Source organism: Hymenobacter nitidus (genome assembly GCF_020447315.1).
Taxonomy (GTDB): Bacteria; Bacteroidota; Bacteroidia; order Cytophagales; family Hymenobacteraceae; genus Hymenobacter; species Hymenobacter nitidus.
In genome coordinates, this window is sequence record NZ_JAJADQ010000015.1 from 1 (window position 1) to 16,876 (window position 16,876).

The 16,876-nt window shown below is 62.5% G+C and carries 16 protein-coding genes; 9 read left to right on the top strand and 7 right to left on the bottom strand.

The window, feature by feature from the left end; genetic code table 11:
- A partial coding sequence (locus LGH70_RS21650) for a hypothetical protein (RefSeq protein WP_226189935.1) occupies positions 1–244 on the bottom strand: 244 nt, incomplete at its 3' end.
- Positions 245–362: 118 nt separating this feature from the next.
- Positions 363–815: a hypothetical protein gene (locus LGH70_RS21655; protein ID WP_226189936.1), complete on the bottom strand. Its 453-nt coding sequence runs from the start codon at positions 813–815 to the stop codon at positions 363–365.
- 1,184 nt (positions 816–1,999) lie between these two features.
- Between LGH70_RS21655 and LGH70_RS21660 the strand changes: the two genes are divergently transcribed.
- On the top strand, positions 2,000–2,929 hold the full coding sequence (locus LGH70_RS21660; RefSeq protein ID WP_226189937.1) for a replication initiation protein: 930 nt from the start codon (positions 2,000–2,002) through the stop codon (positions 2,927–2,929).
- Positions 2,930–3,096: 167 nt separating this feature from the next.
- On the opposite strand, the gene LGH70_RS21665 is transcribed toward LGH70_RS21660, so the two are convergent.
- The 5 genes from LGH70_RS21665 to LGH70_RS21685 form a co-directional block, all read right to left on the bottom strand.
- Positions 3,097–3,696 carry a TlpA family protein disulfide reductase gene (locus LGH70_RS21665; protein ID WP_226189938.1) on the bottom strand — a complete coding sequence of 200 codons (600 nt, stop codon included), beginning with the start codon at positions 3,694–3,696 and terminating at the stop codon, positions 3,097–3,099.
- 52 nt (positions 3,697–3,748) lie between these two features.
- On the bottom strand, positions 3,749–4,918 hold the full coding sequence (locus LGH70_RS21670; protein WP_226189940.1) for an efflux RND transporter periplasmic adaptor subunit: 1,170 nt from the start codon (positions 4,916–4,918) through the stop codon (positions 3,749–3,751).
- Between the two features lie 25 nt (positions 4,919–4,943).
- On the bottom strand, positions 4,944–8,096 hold the full coding sequence (locus LGH70_RS21675) for an efflux RND transporter permease subunit (RefSeq protein WP_226189942.1): 3,153 nt from the start codon (positions 8,094–8,096) through the stop codon (positions 4,944–4,946).
- Between the two features lie 4 nt (positions 8,097–8,100).
- Entirely contained in the window at positions 8,101–9,525 is a 1,425-nt protein-coding gene (locus LGH70_RS21680) for a TolC family protein (RefSeq protein WP_226189944.1), read from the bottom strand.
- A 234-nt stretch (positions 9,526–9,759) separates the two neighbouring features.
- Positions 9,760–10,131, bottom strand: coding sequence for a hypothetical protein (locus LGH70_RS21685; RefSeq protein ID WP_226189945.1), 372 nt, complete (start codon positions 10,129–10,131; stop codon positions 9,760–9,762).
- Between the two features lie 302 nt (positions 10,132–10,433).
- Between LGH70_RS21685 and LGH70_RS21690 the strand changes: the two genes are divergently transcribed.
- From LGH70_RS21690 to LGH70_RS21725, 8 genes are all read left to right on the top strand, one after another.
- A complete protein-coding gene (locus LGH70_RS21690) occupies positions 10,434–10,754 on the top strand; it encodes an ArsR/SmtB family transcription factor (RefSeq protein WP_226189946.1) in 321 nt (106 codons plus the stop codon).
- Between the two features lie 70 nt (positions 10,755–10,824).
- Positions 10,825–11,640 carry a sulfite exporter TauE/SafE family protein gene (locus LGH70_RS21695; protein ID WP_226189947.1) on the top strand — a complete coding sequence of 272 codons (816 nt, stop codon included), beginning with the start codon at positions 10,825–10,827 and terminating at the stop codon, positions 11,638–11,640.
- A 71-nt stretch (positions 11,641–11,711) separates the two neighbouring features.
- On the top strand, positions 11,712–13,067 hold the full coding sequence (locus LGH70_RS21700) for an MBL fold metallo-hydrolase (protein ID WP_226189948.1): 1,356 nt from the start codon (positions 11,712–11,714) through the stop codon (positions 13,065–13,067).
- A 65-nt stretch (positions 13,068–13,132) separates the two neighbouring features.
- A complete protein-coding gene (locus LGH70_RS21705; RefSeq protein WP_226189949.1) occupies positions 13,133–13,507 on the top strand; it encodes a rhodanese-like domain-containing protein in 375 nt (124 codons plus the stop codon).
- Between the two features lie 106 nt (positions 13,508–13,613).
- Positions 13,614–14,174 (top strand): YeeE/YedE family protein, encoded by a 561-nt coding sequence (locus LGH70_RS21710; RefSeq protein ID WP_226189950.1) that lies wholly within the window; start codon positions 13,614–13,616, stop codon positions 14,172–14,174.
- A gap of 11 nt (positions 14,175–14,185) precedes the next feature.
- Positions 14,186–14,596 (top strand): DUF6691 family protein, encoded by a 411-nt coding sequence (locus tag LGH70_RS21715; RefSeq protein ID WP_226189951.1) that lies wholly within the window; start codon positions 14,186–14,188, stop codon positions 14,594–14,596.
- Positions 14,597–14,636: 40 nt separating this feature from the next.
- On the top strand, positions 14,637–16,061 hold the full coding sequence (locus LGH70_RS21720) for an OprD family outer membrane porin (protein ID WP_226189952.1): 1,425 nt from the start codon (positions 14,637–14,639) through the stop codon (positions 16,059–16,061).
- A 148-nt stretch (positions 16,062–16,209) separates the two neighbouring features.
- Complete coding sequence (locus LGH70_RS21725; protein WP_226189954.1) at positions 16,210–16,872, top strand: ArsR/SmtB family transcription factor; 663 nt, start codon at positions 16,210–16,212, stop codon at positions 16,870–16,872.
- The last annotated feature ends 4 nt before the right edge of the window (positions 16,873–16,876 follow it).

Consider the following 16,876-nt stretch of genomic DNA (forward strand, 5'->3'; position numbering starts at 1 on the left):
TAACGAGCACACGCTGCACGAGGCGGGGCTCCTCGCGCTTGAGCTTGCCATTTTTCAGGTTGACGATGTTGGTGTAGGTGAGCTGGTGCGTCTCACAAAACGGCTTCAATTCCCCACTGCCGAGCATTTTCAGCCTGCCCTGGGCATAAAGCAGCGCATCAGCGTAGGAAACGGTCAAACTAAGGTCTGGAAAGGGCAGCGCAGCTGCTTCGGACACACATGCTACTTCTTCTTTTTCATTCATGGGTGGTAGGTTTTGGTTATGGCCCTGCCCTACTGAGTGCAGGAGCCATTGTAAAGGTGCTGAGCTAGGTTAATTGGCCTGGATGATTTCAAGGGCTATTGAGTAGCACGGGCCTGCTCTACGCAGCCGGTATGGCCAGAGCCCGCCAGTTAGGTGCCGGGGCTTGGCCCTGCAGCAGGACCTGCACCAAGGCCACGACGTCCTCCGGGCTGAGCATGTCCCGCCGCGGGGCCAGGAAGCGGACATCGTTGAACAAGTCCCGCTCGCCGTGGCCAAAGCGCACGGCGTACACGTTTTCGTAGCTTGAAGAATAAGCGTAGCGGGTAAAGAGCGAGAGCGCGCCGGGCGCAATGCTGTACTGCTGGCACACCTTGGCCGCGAGCGTGACCGGGCATTGCAGCAGGCTGCCGACGGCTCCCTGCTCCAGCTCCGTGGCCACGGCCCAGCCGTGGGTCGGGTGTACCACCAGCTCGCAGCGGGCCGGCTGGCGCTTTACATCATCGTAGAGGTGAAACGGCAGGGCATGAATGACATCGGGCAGGGTGTGCAGGGCGTTCAGGTCGACGAGCATGCGGCAGAGAGGAAGCTACGCTTTGATAACAGGCCCTGGGGCCTTCGCAGCAAAAGGCGCTTAAGCAACTGGCCAGGACGGTGACAGAGGGTAATTCTAAGGCAAATGAAACAGGGCAAATCGATGCTACCTACGGCCTAATACCCTTTTCGGGTACGCAGGAGCCCTTTTTTAGCCCTTGCCGCTACACCTGCTATGGTTAGGGCCGCCGGGTTAACTCCTCAGTAAGGTCTTAGTATCGCGTTGAATAACCGCCTGCCAGGTGCTACTAACTCACTTTCCGGCTTATAAAACCTATTAGTTCACGAAAATGCTTAGCTCGACGGTAGGCTGTTGGGCCAGCTAAAAAATAGATTTTATAAGCCCTGGGGGTCTTGTGGGCACCATTTTCCTGGTCAGTTGCTCCCTGCTGGCCTGCTGCAGTTGCCGCTGAAGATGCTGGCGAAGCAAATCTGTGAGACTTATAAAATCTATTAATGAGCCCTCCGTGAGCTTTCAGCGTAGTTTTTAAGTACCTTTGGAGGTAGTAAGAATGTTCTAAATAGTAGAAAAAGGTAAAAAAATCTTTAAAAAGTGCAATGCGATTTTGTGCTTATTTAGACTCCCTTTTTTGTTGTTTTCGTTCGGGTATCGGCCTAAACCACCACTTTAAAAGCTTTTGTACTCCAGCTTCAACAAGCTTGTGAGTATTTTAAGTATTTAAGGTATTTGCAGGGCTCGCAACTTTTTGTACCTCAGCATCTTAGGTGGCTTTAGTAATAGATTTCATAAGCCAACTAATAGGTTTTATAAGTGGGGTAATAGATTTCATAAGCTGACTAATAGCTTTCATAAGCCAAACTAATAGGATTCATAAGCTAACTAATAGGGTCAAATCGCAGGGCTATCATAAAGCCTGCTGTTCGCGAACTAATAGATTTTATAAGTCGCAGGTGATTCATGCCTTCTGGAGCGCTGTGCTGGCAGGCCGCCAACTAATAGCTTTTATAAGTCTAACTAATAGCTTTTATAAGCCTCGCCAAAAACTCGCGGCGGGCTAACTAATAGGTTTCATAAGTCTAACTAATAGCTTTTATAAGCCGGCGAAGCTGCCGCGTTTCCCCTTACTCATAGATTCAGGATTTGGCTCTATTAGTTTCCGATTTAAGCCGTATGTTTGCTTTGTATCACCACACTCGCTGCGTATGGCCGCATCCGAATCCACCGTCCCGATAGAAATTCGGCAGCATAACGCGCTGACGACGGCCCGCTACGAGATGAGCGCCTGCGAGATGGACATCGTCTTCTCGCTGCTCTCCAAGCTCACCAAGCAGGACCAGGCCGGCACCATCTACGAAATCCGGGTGCAGGAGCTGATGGAGATGACTGGCCGCACCTGGAACTACAAGCAGCTGCTCGAATCCACTGAGAACCTCAACAGCCGCGTCTACCACATCGAGAACGGCAAGACCCTGCTGCAGGTGAGTCTGCTGGCCTCAGCGCTGTACCGCAAGGGAGAGGGCACCATTGAGCTGGAGATATCCGAGCGCATGCGACCCTTCCTGATTGACCTGAAAAGCAACTTCACTTCCTACCGCCTGCAGGCTGCCTTCAGCCTGAGCAGCAAGTACGCCAAGCGCATCTACCAGCTGGCCTCGCAGTGGAAGGATATCGGGGAAACCAAAACCTATTCGCTGGACGAGTTCAAGGGCATGCTCAAGCTCAAGGACCCCGCCGGCAAGGAGCCCGAGCAGTACTCCCAGATTTCGGCCCTGCAGAAGTACGTGCTCGACGTGGCCACCAATCAAATCAACGAGCACACCGACCTGCGCATCAAGTACGAGCTGCTCAAGAAAGGACGCTCCTACCAGAGCATCAAGTTCTACGTCAACACCCAGGTACCCCAGCAGTTGCCCATCCCCTTCGAGCTGGAGGCCGACGATGCCAAGGTGCAGCTGGCGCGCAAGCACCTGGAGACCCTCGGTATTGCCGAACCCAAGCTGGTGCAGGACATCCTGCAGTCGGCCAAGCATGTCGATGCTTTGTTTGCTTTCATCTACAAGCTGAAGACCGACAAAATCAAAGCCACTAAAAACCCGGGTGGTCTGTTTCTGAAAATGCAGGGCCTGCGCTAAGCGCCGCGGCCGTTTTGCCCTTGCCACTCGTACGAAGCTTTACTTTAAGGGTCGCTTCTTCATTTAAGCTTGCCTGGCAGCTCTGAAAGCATCATCTCGTCCTGATAGATTTTAGGCCAGTAAAAAGCCCTGACTGATACCAGTCAGGGCTTTGAAAGAAATTGAGATTAACGCGCCAGCTTTTCCAGGGCGGCTTTAAACTCCGGCGTGTCGTACTCAGCCATGCCGTCGTGGCGGGCGGCTACCTGCCCATCCGGACCTAATATCACCGTGGAGGGAATCGAGTTGGAATCAAACGGCGGGGCGAGCGAACCGACGGGGAAATACACCGGGAAGGTGTAGCCCTGGCGCTTGAGCATGGCCTGGGCCTTGGCCGGGTTCTCATCCAGCGACAGCATCACGAAGGCCACTTTCTTGGGGTCCATCTTCTTGTACAACGCGTGAATACCAGGCATCTCGGCCACGCAGGGCGGGCACCAACTGGCCCACAGGTTCACGAACACCACCTTGCCCTTCAAATCGCTCAGATTAAACTGCTTACCGTCGAGCGTGACCAGCGGCAGGTTGTGCAGGTAGGCACTACCGCTGGTGGATGACACGGGCGTGGCAGTCGGTGCAGCATCAGTGGCGGGCGCATCGGCCTTCCACAGGCCCGTGGCCAGCAGGCCGCGCTGAATGCCGCCCAGTACCGGAGTACGCAGGGCCGTGAACAACACAAGAGCGAACAGGGCCAAAGGCAGCCACTGGAAAAGGGATTTACGATTCATAGTCAGAGGATTTACGTCAGCAACAACAAACAAATGAAAAAACGTTCATATATCATATCCCGGCGGGCTTGGCCTTGGCTACCGTAACGGACTGGCCATCCGGCAACTGCTCGCCGGCCTCCCGCACCAGCTCGTCGCCGGCCGCCAGCGGGCCGAATACGACCACCGTATCCCGGCTCAGCAGTTGGCCCTTGCGCACGGACACCCACTCGGCCCGGCCCTGCTGTACACGCACCACCTGCGCCTGCTTGGGCGCGTCCGGGGTAGCAAACACGGCCGAGGTCGGCACGGCGACGGCTTTCGCTTCGGTGGGCAGGGATACCAGCACCTGGGCATACATGCCGGGTTTCAAGCGCCCGTCGGCATTAGGCACATCCATCTCCACCAGCTCCGAGCGCACGGTCTGGCTCAGGCGGCTGGCGTTGCGGCGGAACACACCGGTAAAAGTCTGCCCGGGAAAAGCCGGCACCGTAAAGGGCACCTTAGCGCCTGGCTGTAGCCACTGGCCAGCCGCCGCTTCGGGCACAGCCACCTCCAGGCGCAGGGTGCGGCTGTTTTCCAGCGAGAACATGGGTGCCGACGGCTGGCCGCCACCCGGCCCCACCAGGGCCCCGGCCGACACGTTGCGGGCCGTGATGATGCCGCTGAACGGGGCGCGCACCACCAGGTAGTTGCTCAGTTCCCGGCTGGCCTGCAGCTCGGAATAGGCGGCCTGCACATTGGCTTGGTCAGCCTGCATCTCGGCGCGGGACCGCTCCAGGTCGTTGGGCGAGATGGTGCCCGGCTCCTGACTGGTGCGCAGCAGCCGCTCATAGCTGGCCCGGGTACCGGAGAGCTTGGCTTGGGCGGCCTGCCAGCGTGAGCGGGCCCGGGCCAGCTGGGCAGCCAGTTCCGGGGCTTCGAGCACGGCCAGGGTCTGGCCCTTGGTGACGCGCGAGCCGCGGTCTACCAGCACCTGCTGCACAAAGGCGCCCACGCGGGGGAAGATATCCACTTGCTCAAAGGGCTTGAGCTCGGCGGGCAAGCGCAGCCGGCGCACGGCCGGAGCGGAAGTGAGCCGGAAGGTGGTGACGGCCGCCGGAGCGACCGGCGCAGGCTTTTCGACCGTGGGCTCCGAAGCGCCGGAGGAGCAGCTATTGAGCGCTCCGCTCAGCAGCAGGCCCGCCGCCAGCAGGAACGTGTAGCGGGGCGATTGGGCAATTAATTTCAAAAAGGCATTCATAGGTAGTAAGGCAAAAAAGTGAAGATTAAGCGGCCTGCCGGGTGCGGGCAGGCAGCAGGGACCCGGATTCGTAGCCCACCCGGCGCATGGCCCAGCCAAACACGTGGGGCAAGACCAGCAACGAGGCCAGCGTGGAGGCGATGAGCCCGCCGATGACGGCCTGGCCCAGCGGGGCAATTTGGTCCCCGCCCTCGCCCAGGCCCGAGGCCATGGGCAACATGCCGGCAATCATAGCAATGCTGGTCATCAGAATAGGCCGGATGCGGGTATCGGCGGCTAGGCGGGAGGCCAGCGCCACGTCGCGGTGCTCGTGCCGCAAGTGGTCGGCGCTGGTGATGAGCAGGATGGCGTTGGCCACCGAAACGCCCACGCTCATAATCATGCCCATGTAGGACTGCAGGTTGAGGGTGGCCCCGGTGGCCAGCAGCAGCAGCAGGGAGCCGGCCACCACGGCTGGTACCACCGAGAGCACCACCAGCGAGAGGCGGAACGACTGGAAGTTCGCCGCCAGCAGCAGGAAAATCACCACGATGGCCATGCCGAGGCCCGTCTGCAGGCTGCTCATGGTGTCGGCCAGCAGCTGGGGCTGGCCCACTAGGTTGGCTACGACGCCCCGCGGGGGCTCCCCAACTTGTTGCAGGGCATTACGCACGGCCTGGGCGGCGGTGCCCAGGTCCCGGTCCTGCACGTTGGCGGTGATACTGACTAGGCGGTACGGGCCCTGGCGGTCAATCTGGCCGGGCATCATGCGGGCCGACACCGTGGCCACCTCCCCAATGGTGGGGCGGGCCTGGCCGGGCTTGACGGGCAGCGCTTCTAAGTCCTGGAGCTGGGTGAGCTGGTCCTCGGGCAGCTGCACCTGCACCTGGTAGCCTAAGCCCGATTTGGGGTCGAGCCAAAGGTTTTTGCTGGTGAAGCGGGAGGACGAGGTAGCCGCGACTATCGACTGGGTGATTTCCTGGCTGGTGAGCCCGAACTGGGCGGCCCGCTCCCGGTCCACGTCGATGCGCAAAGCCGGGTACTGCAGGGGCTGGGCAATCTGCACGTCGCGCAGGAAGGGAATCCGCTTCAGCTCGGCCAGCACCTTGCGGGCGTGGCCGGCGGCTTCCTTCAGGTTTTTGCCCCCCACGTTTACCTGGATGGGAGTAGGCGCCCCGTCGCTCATCACCTTTTCCACCAGCTCGATGGGCTCGAAGCTCAGCTGCAGGCCGGGGTGGGCCTGCCGGATGCGCCCACGCAGGCGCTCCTTGAGCTGGCTCAAATTCACGTGCACGCCCTCTTTCAGGGCCACCTGCATCAGCGCCTCGTGGGGGCCGGCGGTGAAGACGAACACCGAGTTAACCGCGAAGCTGGCCGGCTGAGTGCCCACGAAGGTGGAGGAGATTTCCACGTTTTCGGGGCCGACTTCCTGGTTGATAATCGCCTGCACCGCCGCGACCGTCTGTTCGGTTTTCTCCAGGCGGGTGCCCACCTTCTCGCGCAGCCGCAGCTGGAACTGCCCGCTGTTGGCCTGGGGGAAAATGTCGGTACCGATGAAGGCAAACCCTGCGCCCACCACCAGCACGGATAGGACCAAATAGCCCAACACCACGCCGCGCTGCCGGGCCTGAGCCCGCACGAGCAGGCGCTGGTAGCCGGCTTGAAAGCGAGCGAAAAAGCCGGGTTTCCCAGCCGGGTCGTCGTGGCCAGCGGCTGGTGCGTGGTCCTTCATCAGCCAATTGGCCATGACCGGCACCAGCGTTTGCGAGAGCAGGAACGAGGCAACCATGGCAAAGCCCACGGCCAGCGACAGGGGCAGGAACATGGCCCGCGGTACGCCTTCCATGATGAGGGCCGGGGCGAACACGGCCAGGATGCAGAGCAGAATCAGCAGCTTGGGCAGGGCGATTTCGCGGGCCGCGTCCCAGATGGCCTGGGCCTTGGGCTTGCCCCGCTCCAGGTGCTGGTGAATGTTCTCGATGGTCACCGTGGCCTCGTCCACCAGCACGCCGATGGCCAGGGCCAGACCCGAGAGGGTCATGATGTTGAGCGTCTGCCCGAACAGCTTGAGCAGAATCACGGCCGACAACACCGAGAGCGGAATGGTGGTTACGACGATGAGCACGCTGCGCCAGTCGCGCAGAAACAAGAGCACCATAAGGCCGGTGAGCACCGCCCCCAGAATTCCCTCCGTCACCAGGCTTTTGAGCGAGTTGGCCACGTAGGTGGACTGGTCGAAGGCGTAGCTGAGCTTAACGTCCTCGGGCAGCAGGGCCCGCAGGGTGGGCAGCTTGTCCTTGACCTGCTGCACCACCTTCAGGGTCGAGGCGTCAGCCTTTTTGATGACGGGCATATAGATGGCGCGCTTTCCGTTGATGACGGCGTAGCCCGTCGTCACGTCGGCGGCGTCTTCTACCGTGGCCACGTCGCGCAGGTACACCCCCGGCCCGGCGCCGGTGCGCAGGGGCACGTCCAGAAAGTCGGCCGGATTCTCAATCAGCGAGTTCACCGGGGCCATGTAGGCCAAATCGCCCATCTTCACGTTGCCGGCCGCCGAGGGCTGGTTGCTGCTGACGATGGCCTTGACCACGTCGTCGGGCGTAAGCTGGTAGCCGCGCAGCTTGGCCGGGTCGGCCTTGACCACGATGGTGCGGATGTTGCCGCCGAACGGGGCCGTGGACGTGACGCCGGGAATGGTGGTGAACATGGGTCGGATGCGGCTGGCGGCCAGATCCTGGAGCTGGGTCAGGGAGCTTTTCTCGCTTTCCAGCACCAGCTGGCCCACGGGTAGGGAGCTGGCGTCGAAGCGCACCACCTGCGGGGGAAGCGTGCCGGTGGGCATAAACGCCGTGGCCCGCGACACCTGGGTAGCCACCTCGGCCGCGGCCTGGGCCATGTCGGTGCCGGGATAGAAGGAGAGCTTGATGAGGGTCAGCCCCTGGATGCTCTTGGTTTCAATCTTCTTGACCCCAGACACGAACAGGAAGTTGTTCTGAAACTGGTTGGCCATGAAGCCGTCGAGCTGCTCGGGCGAGAGGCCGCCGTAGGGCTCGGCCACGTAGATGGCCGGCACGTCCATGCTCGGGAAGATGTCCACGGCAATGTCGCGCACGGCAGCGAAAGCGAAAAAGAGGATGGCCAGCATGGCCACCACCACGGTGAGGGGCCGCTGCAGGGCCGACCGGATGAGTTCGTACATGCGGCTAGGGCGTTACGTGGGTGAAAAAGAAAGAGAAGTCGCCGGCGGCGGCGGTTTGCAACAGCACGGCCTGCCAGGCGGCGTTGGCCGTGAGCACCTGGTCCTGCTCGGCTTGCTGCAGCGCGTACAGGGCCTGGGTCAGGTCGACCACGGTGGCCAGCCCCGAGTTGTAAAGAGCCAGCTTCTGGCGGTAGGCCTGGCGGGCGGCCGCGAGCTGCAAGGGCGCCTGGCGGGCGCGCTCGGCGGCCAGCTGCAGGCGCTGCTCAGCGAGGGTGGCCTGGTTGCTAAGCTCCAGCTGCTGCTGGCGGTACTCGGCTTGCAGGCCCTGGGTGCGCAGGTTTTCGGCTTTGGCCTGGGCCTGCACGTGGGGCCAGTCGAGCAGGTCGAACACCACGCCCACGCCCACGGCGTAGTTGAAGCGGGTGGGTGCGGCCCCGCCCAAGCCGTAGTCGGTCTGGCCGTTAGTGCCCAGGCCGGAGCCCCGGCCCCAGGTGGCGCCCAGCAGCGAAAGCCGGGGCCGGTACTGACGGCGAATGACCGTTTCGCGAGCCTGCCCCAGGCCGATGGCCCGCTGCTGCAGGCCCAGCGTGGGGTGGGTGGCGGCCGGCGGCACCAACGCGGGCGGGAGCGTTTGATTGTAGAGCGTATCGGGCTGCCAGGTGGCACCGGGCTGGCCCAGCAGGGTGGACAGGCGGGCCTGACGGTCGGATTCTTGCTCGCGGGCGGCTAGGAGCGCCAGCTGGGACTGGGCCTCGGTGGCGCGGGCCAGCGTGCTGTCCACACCGGGGCGCAGGCCATGAAGGGTCAGCCGGGTGATGGTCTTGTGGAGCACGGCCACCCGGCGCACGTCCTGCTCCCGCACCCGGCGCAAACTCTGGGTGGCCAGCAAGTCAAGGTAGGTCTGGGCTACGCGCAGCTGCTGGGTGAAGAGTTCGTTGTCGGCATCGGCCTGGGCGTAGCCGCGGGCCGCTTCGGCGCGGGCCCGCTGGGCCGGGTACTGCCCGAAGGTGACCGGGCTCCACTCGGCCAGGGCCGTGCCCATGCTGCCGAATACGGCGTTGTAGGAGTTGACCCCACTCAGCGAGCCGCTGCTGGGAATGATGGTGCCGACGGGCAGCATCGTGCCGGCCACGGAGTTGGTGGAGCCGTAGCTCACCTGCCCGCTAAGCCGCACGGAGGGCAGGCGTTGGGTCTTGGTTTGGGTGAGGTCGGCCTCGGCGGCCTGCACCTGGTAGGCTTTGGCCTGCAGGTGCGGGGCTTGGGTGCGGGCCAGCTCCAGGGCCTGGGGTAAGGTGAGGGGGCGGCCGGCGGCCGGGGGTACCGGGGCCGGTTGCGCCTGGCTGAGCGGGCCCGCTAACAGCAGGGCCACGACCAGCCGCCGGCTACCCGGCGGCAGGAGCCGGGCAGGTGGTACAAGAGGGAAAAACATGGGCTGAGAGAAGTCAGGACAGAAATCCGGGCCGGGCGCACTAGGGCGCAGCCGGCCAGTTTACAGGCAGATTTGCTGGGGCTCTCAGGAAAAGGCGGGGCTGTCCGGTGGCTGGAGCAGCAGAAGGGGGCCGCACTAGGCGGCAGGCCAGTTAGGGCATAAAAAAACCCGGTTATCGCCCCCACATCACGGGGCAATTAACCGGGTACAAACCCGGCTCCACTGCGCATTTTCCTAAGAAAAGCGGACGGGCGGAGCCTTATTGGGGTGGTTGGCAAAGGACTGCTCGGGGCCAGCATTCGGGCCACGGGCAGGGTTAAGGGTCGGCTTGTCGGCCGGGAACAGCAACCCGAAGTACAGGGCCGGGAAGTCATTGCCCAACGCCAGGTCCAAGGGCAGCAGCTTGGCTTTCACTACCGGCGCGTGGTCGGCCTGCGGGTCGGCCTGCACTGTCTGCAGCTTCTTCTTGCACAGCCCGGCGCGGGGCTGCTCCTGGCGCGTACCAGCCCCCGGTTCGGCTCCCTGGGTCCGCATGGACAGCGGCTGGCAATGCAGGTAGACCCCCGCATAAATCAGCAACAGCAAATGGGACAACAGACGGGACATGGGTGCGAATTACAGGGCGCAAAGGTGCGCACAATTATGATACGAGGCCAGATGTAGCAGCCCAAAGGCCCCGAATCAGCGGCGGGGTTGCAGCCCGCAGGGGCCCGATAACGCCCCTCCCAACCAAAAATTTGCCGGCTTAAGTTCACTAACAACTTGAAGAAAACAAGCCAACAACTGCTAACAGGGGCTGGGAAAGCAGGTTTTTACCAGGCTTGGGGAAAGGAAAATGAAAGCAGTGGAACTAACTGGGGTACGACACTTGTATAAATGAACAACTGTTCATAAGTTTGCACCCAGTTATGACACTCCCCGCTGCCCCCGACGCTGAACTGAACCTGACCACTGAGAAGATGGAGAAGGTGGCGTTCATTCTCAAGACCACGGCGCACCCCACCCGCATCGCCATCGTGCAATTGCTTTCCAATCACGAAAGCCTGTCCGTGACCGACATCAGCGACAAGCTCAACGTGGAGCAAAGCCTGCTCTCGCATCACCTGTCGGGCATGAAGCTCAAGGGCATCCTGAGCTCGCACCGCGAAGGCAAGAACATCTACTACGCCCTGAAAATGCGCGAGGTCATCGACGTGATTCAGTGCCTAGCGGCGTGCACCTTCCTGTAGGACGGGCGGCCTTTTTTTTGGCCAAACACATGAACAACCTATCATAAATTCATACGTTCACCCGTACCTCATGCTTCCCTACTTCGGCTATTTCGCGGCAATCTTCATCGGCCTTTCCCTGGGCATCATGGGCGGGGGCGGCTCCATCCTCACCGTGCCCGTGCTGGTGTACCTAATGGGCGTGAGCCCGGTCTTGAGCACGGCCTACTCGCTGTTCGTGGTGGGCTCGACCTCCGTAGTCGGCGCCTGGGGCTACTTCCGCAAGGGGCTGGTGTCGCTGAAAACGGCGCTGGTGTTTCTGCTACCCTCGCTGGCGGCCGTGTTTGCCGTGCGCAAGCTGCTCATGCCCGCCATTCCCCACGAGCTGTTCACCGTGGGCAGCCTAGTCTTTACCAAAGACCTGCTGGTGCTGGTGGCGTTTGCGGTGCTGATGGTTGTCGCGGCCGTGTCGATGATTCGCAGCAAGCAGGCCGAAGAGGTGCTGGACGAGGAACTGCATACCAAACACGCATTCAATTACCCCCTTGTTCTGGGCATTGGCCTGGTGGTGGGCACCCTCACGGGCTTCGTAGGCGCCGGCGGGGGCTTCCTGATTATTCCCGCCCTAGTACTGGGCGCCCGCCTGCCCATGAAGCTGGCCGTGGGCACCTCACTGGCCATTATCGCCCTGAACTCGCTCATCGGCTTCACCGGCGATTTAAGCGCCGGCACCCCCATTGCCTGGACCTTCCTGGCCGGCTTCCTGGCCTTTGCCCTCGGCGGCATCGTACTCGGAACCTACCTCGCCCGCTTCATTCCCGGCGCCAAGCTCAAGCCCGCCTTCGGCTGGTTCACGCTGGCCATGGGCACCTTTATCCTGCTGCGCGAGCTGGTCTTTACCCCCTGATTCTCTTTCCCACTGCCTTCTTATAACCCCTCATTTCCATCGACTTTCCCCACCTCCTAAACGCTTTTCCCATGAAAATCGAACAGTTTGAAGACAAGGGCCTGGCCCATTTCTCCTACGCCATCCTCAGCGAGTCGGCCCGCCAGATTGTGCTCATCGACCCGGCCCGTGACCCGCAGCCCTACTACGACTTCGCGAAGGCGAATGACGCGAAAATCGTGAGCGTCATCGAAACCCATCCCCACGCCGACTTCGTGAGCAGCCACCTGGAAATTGCCCAGGCCACCGGCGCCGTCATCCGGGTAAGCAAGCTGCTGGGCGCGGATTACGCCCACGAAGCCTTCGACGAGGGCCAGGAGTTTACCGTAGGCCAGCTCACCTTCCGGGCCCTGAACACGCCCGGCCACTCGCCCGACTCGCTGAGCATCGTGCTCCGCCGCGAAGGCAAGGACGAGGCCGTCTTCACCGGCGACACGCTCTTCATCGGTGACGTGGGCCGCCCCGACCTGCGCGAGAGTGCCGGCAATATGACGGCCAAGCGCGAGGAGTTGGCCAAGCAGATGTACCACTCGCTGCGCGATAAGCTCATGAAGCTCGCAAATACGGTCCTGGTGTACCCGGCCCACGGGGCGGGCTCGCTCTGCGGCAAGGCCCTGGCCGGGGGCAGCAGCAGCACCATCGGCGACGAGAAGTTCGGCAACCCCATGCTGCGCGATCTGAGCGAAGAGGCGTTTGTAAAAGAGCTGCTCGCCGACCAGCCCTTTATCCCCAAGTACTTCGGCTACGACGTGGACCTGAACAAGAAGGGCGCCCCCGCTTATGCGCCCAGCGTGCAAGAGGTTAAACGCTTGGCGCCCGGCACCACCCTGGAAGCCGGGGCCGTCATCATCGACACCCGCCCCGAGGCCGAGTTTAAAAAAGGTCACGTAGCCGGCGCCATCAACATCCAGCAGGGCGGCAAGTTCGAAACTTGGCTGGGCTCCATTGTGGGCCCGGAGGAGTCCTTCTACCTCCTAGCCGCCGATGAGGCAACGCTGGAGGACCTGATTCAGAAAACCGCCAAAATCGGCTACGAAGCGCTGATTAAGGGCGCGCTGGTCGGCACGCCCGCTGCCGAAGCGACCATGCCACAGCTGGACGTGGCCGCCTTCCGTCAGCACCCGGAGCAGTACACCATCGTGGACATCCGCAACGCGGCGGAGCACCGCGACGAGCCCATTTTCGCCGGCTCGCTGAGCATCCCGCTGCCCGAGCTGCGCGAGCGGGCCCAGGAAATTCCTCAGGGCAAGCCCGTGGTGGTGCACTGCGCCGGTGGCTACCGCTCGGCGGCAGGCTCCAGTATCGTGGCCGACGCGCTGCCCGGTACGGACGTGCTCGACCTGAGCGAGGCCGTGAAATCCTTCCAGTCGGCTGCGGCCGGCCACTAACCCCTAACAGCAAAACCGGAGAGGGTCCTAAAAAGGAGCTCTCCGGTAGCGCTTACGCCTTACCCATGTCTCATTTCGCATTCCTGCTTTCCCTTTTTGCCATGTTTGGTCTGTTTCAGGGCACCGCGCCCGCCTATAAAAACCTTACCCCCGCCCAGTTTTCGACCGCCGTGCGCGAGCGCGGCGCGGTGCTGCTCGATGTGCGCCGCCCCGACGAGTTTGCCGCCGGCCACCTGCCCGGGGCCGTGAACATCGACGTCACCAGCCCCGACTTTGCCCGGCGCGTGGCCGCCCTGGACAAAACCAAGCCCACCTACGTGTACTGCCGCAGCGGGGCCCGCTCGGCCACCGCGGCCAGCCAGCTCACCAAAGCCGGCTTTGGCCAGGTCAGCAACCTGCTCGGCGGGGTGCTCGACTGGCCTGAAAAGCTGGTACGCTAAGCGTCTGGCCCTTTTTTACCGCTTCTGGGTGATGTTCCCGGCCGGCCCTTGTGCCGGTCGGCCGGCACCCTTATTTCTTCCCTTTTCGCTTTGACTTTCTTAATTCATGCTTGACTTCCTTCGCCAGCCTTGGCCCTGGTACGTGGCCGGCCCGCTCATCGGCCTGACTGTCCCCGCGTTGCTGCTCATCGGCAACAAGGCCCTGGGCATTAGCTCTTCGCTGCGCCACGTCTGCGCGGCCTGCGTGCCCGCCGGCATTCCCTTCCTGACCTATAACTGGCGCGCCGAGCTCTGGAACCTGTTTTTTGTGCTTGGCATCGGCATCGGCGGCTTCCTGGGCTACCAAGTGCTGGGCCACCCCGACACCATTGCCATTTCGCCCGAAACCGTGCGCGACCTGCAGGCGCAGATGGGCCTGACCGACTTCTCCGGTCTCCTGCCCAAGGAATTGTTTGCCCTCGAAAACCTCTCCAACTGGAAGGGCTGGGTATTCCTGGTACTCGGCGGCTTCCTGGTCGGCTTCGGCACGCGCTACGCCGGCGGCTGCACCTCGGGCCACGCCATTTCGGGCCTCTCGAACCTGCAGTGGGTGTCGCTGGTGGCCGTTATCGGCTTCTTCATCGGCGGCCTGCTCATGACCTGGGTCTTCTATCCCTTGATGTTCTAACCTCCCCCTCCATGAAAAACCTCAAATACCTGGTGCTGGGCGTGTTGTTCGGCATCATCCTGACCAAAAGCGAAGTCATCAGCTGGTTCCGGATTCAGGAAATGTTCCGCTTCCAGTCGTTCCACATGTACGGCATCATCGGCTCGGCCATTGTGGTGGGTCTGATTTCCATCCAGCTCATCAAACGCAACCACGTCAAATCCATTAACGGCGAGACTATCACCCTCGCCGACAAGCAATACAACCACGGTACCTGGATTGGCGGCATCATCTTCGGGCTGGGCTGGGCCCTGACCGGGGCGTGTCCGGGCCCCCTGTTTGCCCAGCTGGGCAGCGGCGTGGCCTCGGCCGCAGTACTGATTCTGGCCGCGCTGGCCGGCACCTGGACCTACAGTGCCCTGCGCGAAAAGCTGCCTCACTAACCGTTCTCCGCCCGGCTTCCGGCTCCCTTTTCCGTTTCCAATGATTCGCTGGTTTCTGCTCGGAGCCGCGCTGCTGGCCGGCGCCCGGCCCGCTGTTGCCCAATCCGTACGGCCCGATACGCTGCTGCACCCGACAACTCACGCTCCGGCCGGGGAAGCAGCCGCCGATTCACTAGCGGCCCGGTCGCTGGCCCAGGCCTTGCGCAAGGGGGAGTTCCGGGCCCACGTGCGCACCGTGTTCATGGCCACCCGCAACCGCGGCGCTGCCCCGGACTATTACGCCCACGGCGTCGGGGCGGGACTAGGCTACGAAACCAAAACCTGGCACGGCCTGCAGCTGGGCGTGGAAGGGTTCTTTTTGAAAAACCTGTACTCCAGTGCGCTGGCCGCCGAGCCGGGCCGCCCGGAAAGCCGCTACGAGCTCAGCCTCTTCGACCTGGAACACCCGCACCACCGCGAGATTCTGCACCAGGTGGAAGAGCTGTGGGTGCGCTGGCAGCCCCGGCCGGGCCTACAGCTCACCTACGGCCGCCAGCAGCTGGACACGCCCTTGCTCAACTCCCAGGACTCGCGCCTGAGCCCCAACTTCGTGCAGGGCCTATGGGCCGTGGGGAAGGCAGGTAAGGCCACCACCCTACAGGGCGGCTGGCTGACCCACGTGGCCCCGCGCTCCACTGACCGCTGGTACCGGCTCGGCGAAGCGGTGGGGCGCTATTCCATGGGCGTGTCCACGGACAGCAGCCGGGCCGATTATCTCGGGCACGTGCCCACCCACGGGCTGGCCGTGCTGGGGCTGCGCCGCACCCTGGGCCACGGCGGCTCGGTGCAGGCCTGGCAGTACTTCGCCGACCACCTGCTGGCCACCAGCCTGCTGGAAAGCACGGTGGCCTTCCCCCGCCCGGCCGGCACCTGGACGGCCAGCAGCCTGCTGCTCTGGCAGCGTGGCCTGGCCAAGGACCGGGACCAGCCGGTAAGCCAGCGCTACCTCAACCCGGGGGAGCAGGCCCGGGCTCTGAGCGGGCGTGTGGCGTACCAGCGGCGGGCCTGGCAGGGTGCCGCGCACTACACTCGCCTGACAGCCCACGGGCGCTACCTCTTTCCCCGCGAGTGGGGGCGGGAGCCCTTCTACACCACCCTGCCCCGGGAGCGCATCGAGGGCGCCGGCGACGTGCACGCCTTTGGAACCACCGTGGCCTGGCAGCGGCCGCATGTGCCCCGGCTGGAAGCTGGCTACGGCTACTACAACCTCTCGCGGCAGGCCCGGCTCAACAAGTACAGCCTACCCGATTTCCACCAGCTCAACCTAAGTATGACCCACGCCTTCAGCGGCGCGGCCCAGGGACTACGCCTACGCACGCTGCTCGCGGCCAAGTGGGGGGCGGACCGGGCCACTTATCTGCCGGCGCGGGCCGTCAACAAAGTAGACTTACAGCACCTGACCGTGGCGGTTGATTACGGGTTTTAGACTGCTCTCCCCGCTGGTCACTAATGTGCAGAACTAATGTGCAGATGTAAGTTTTGCAAACGGATAAGGAGGGCACGCCCGTTTATTCAATAACTTTATTGAATAATTGAACAAGCCTGCTAGCTTTGCCGCCAGCCTTCTCGCAATCATGGAAAAAAGAGCGTACAAAGATTCGGTTTACGGCCAGCTAGCCGACCTAACCAAAGCCCTGGCCAACCCCCGCCGACTGGAAATCGTCGATTTGCTGGCCCAAGGGGCGTTTGCCGTCGAAGACATTGCCCGGGAAACGGGCCTGTCGGTCGCCAACGCGTCCCAGCACCTGCAGGTGCTCAAGGGCGTGCAGCTGGTCAGCGCCCAACGCGACGGCCACTACCTGCGCTACCGCCTCGCCAACCCCGACGTGTACGCTGCCTGGCAGCTGCTACGCACCTACGGCCTGACCCGGCAAGCAAGCATTGCCCGCGTGGTCCAGGATTTTCGCCTGCAGCGTGACGTGCTGCAAACCGTGACCATCGACGAGTTGCTCGGCAAGCTCGCGGACGAAGGCGTGGTGCTGCTGGATGTGCGCCCCCGCGAGGAATACAACCAGGGCCACCTCCCCCAGGCACTGTCCATGCCCCTGGAGGAGTTGCTGGGCCGGCTGCAGGAGCTGCCGCGCACCAGCCCCATTGTCGCGTATTGCCGCGGTCCTTTCTGCGTGTTTGCAGACGAGGCCGTGCAGCTGCTGACGGCGCGGGGGTACATGGCCCAGCGGCTGGAGGAAGGATTTCCCGACTGGAAGCATCGCAACCTGCCCTACGATCTAGCTTAACTGC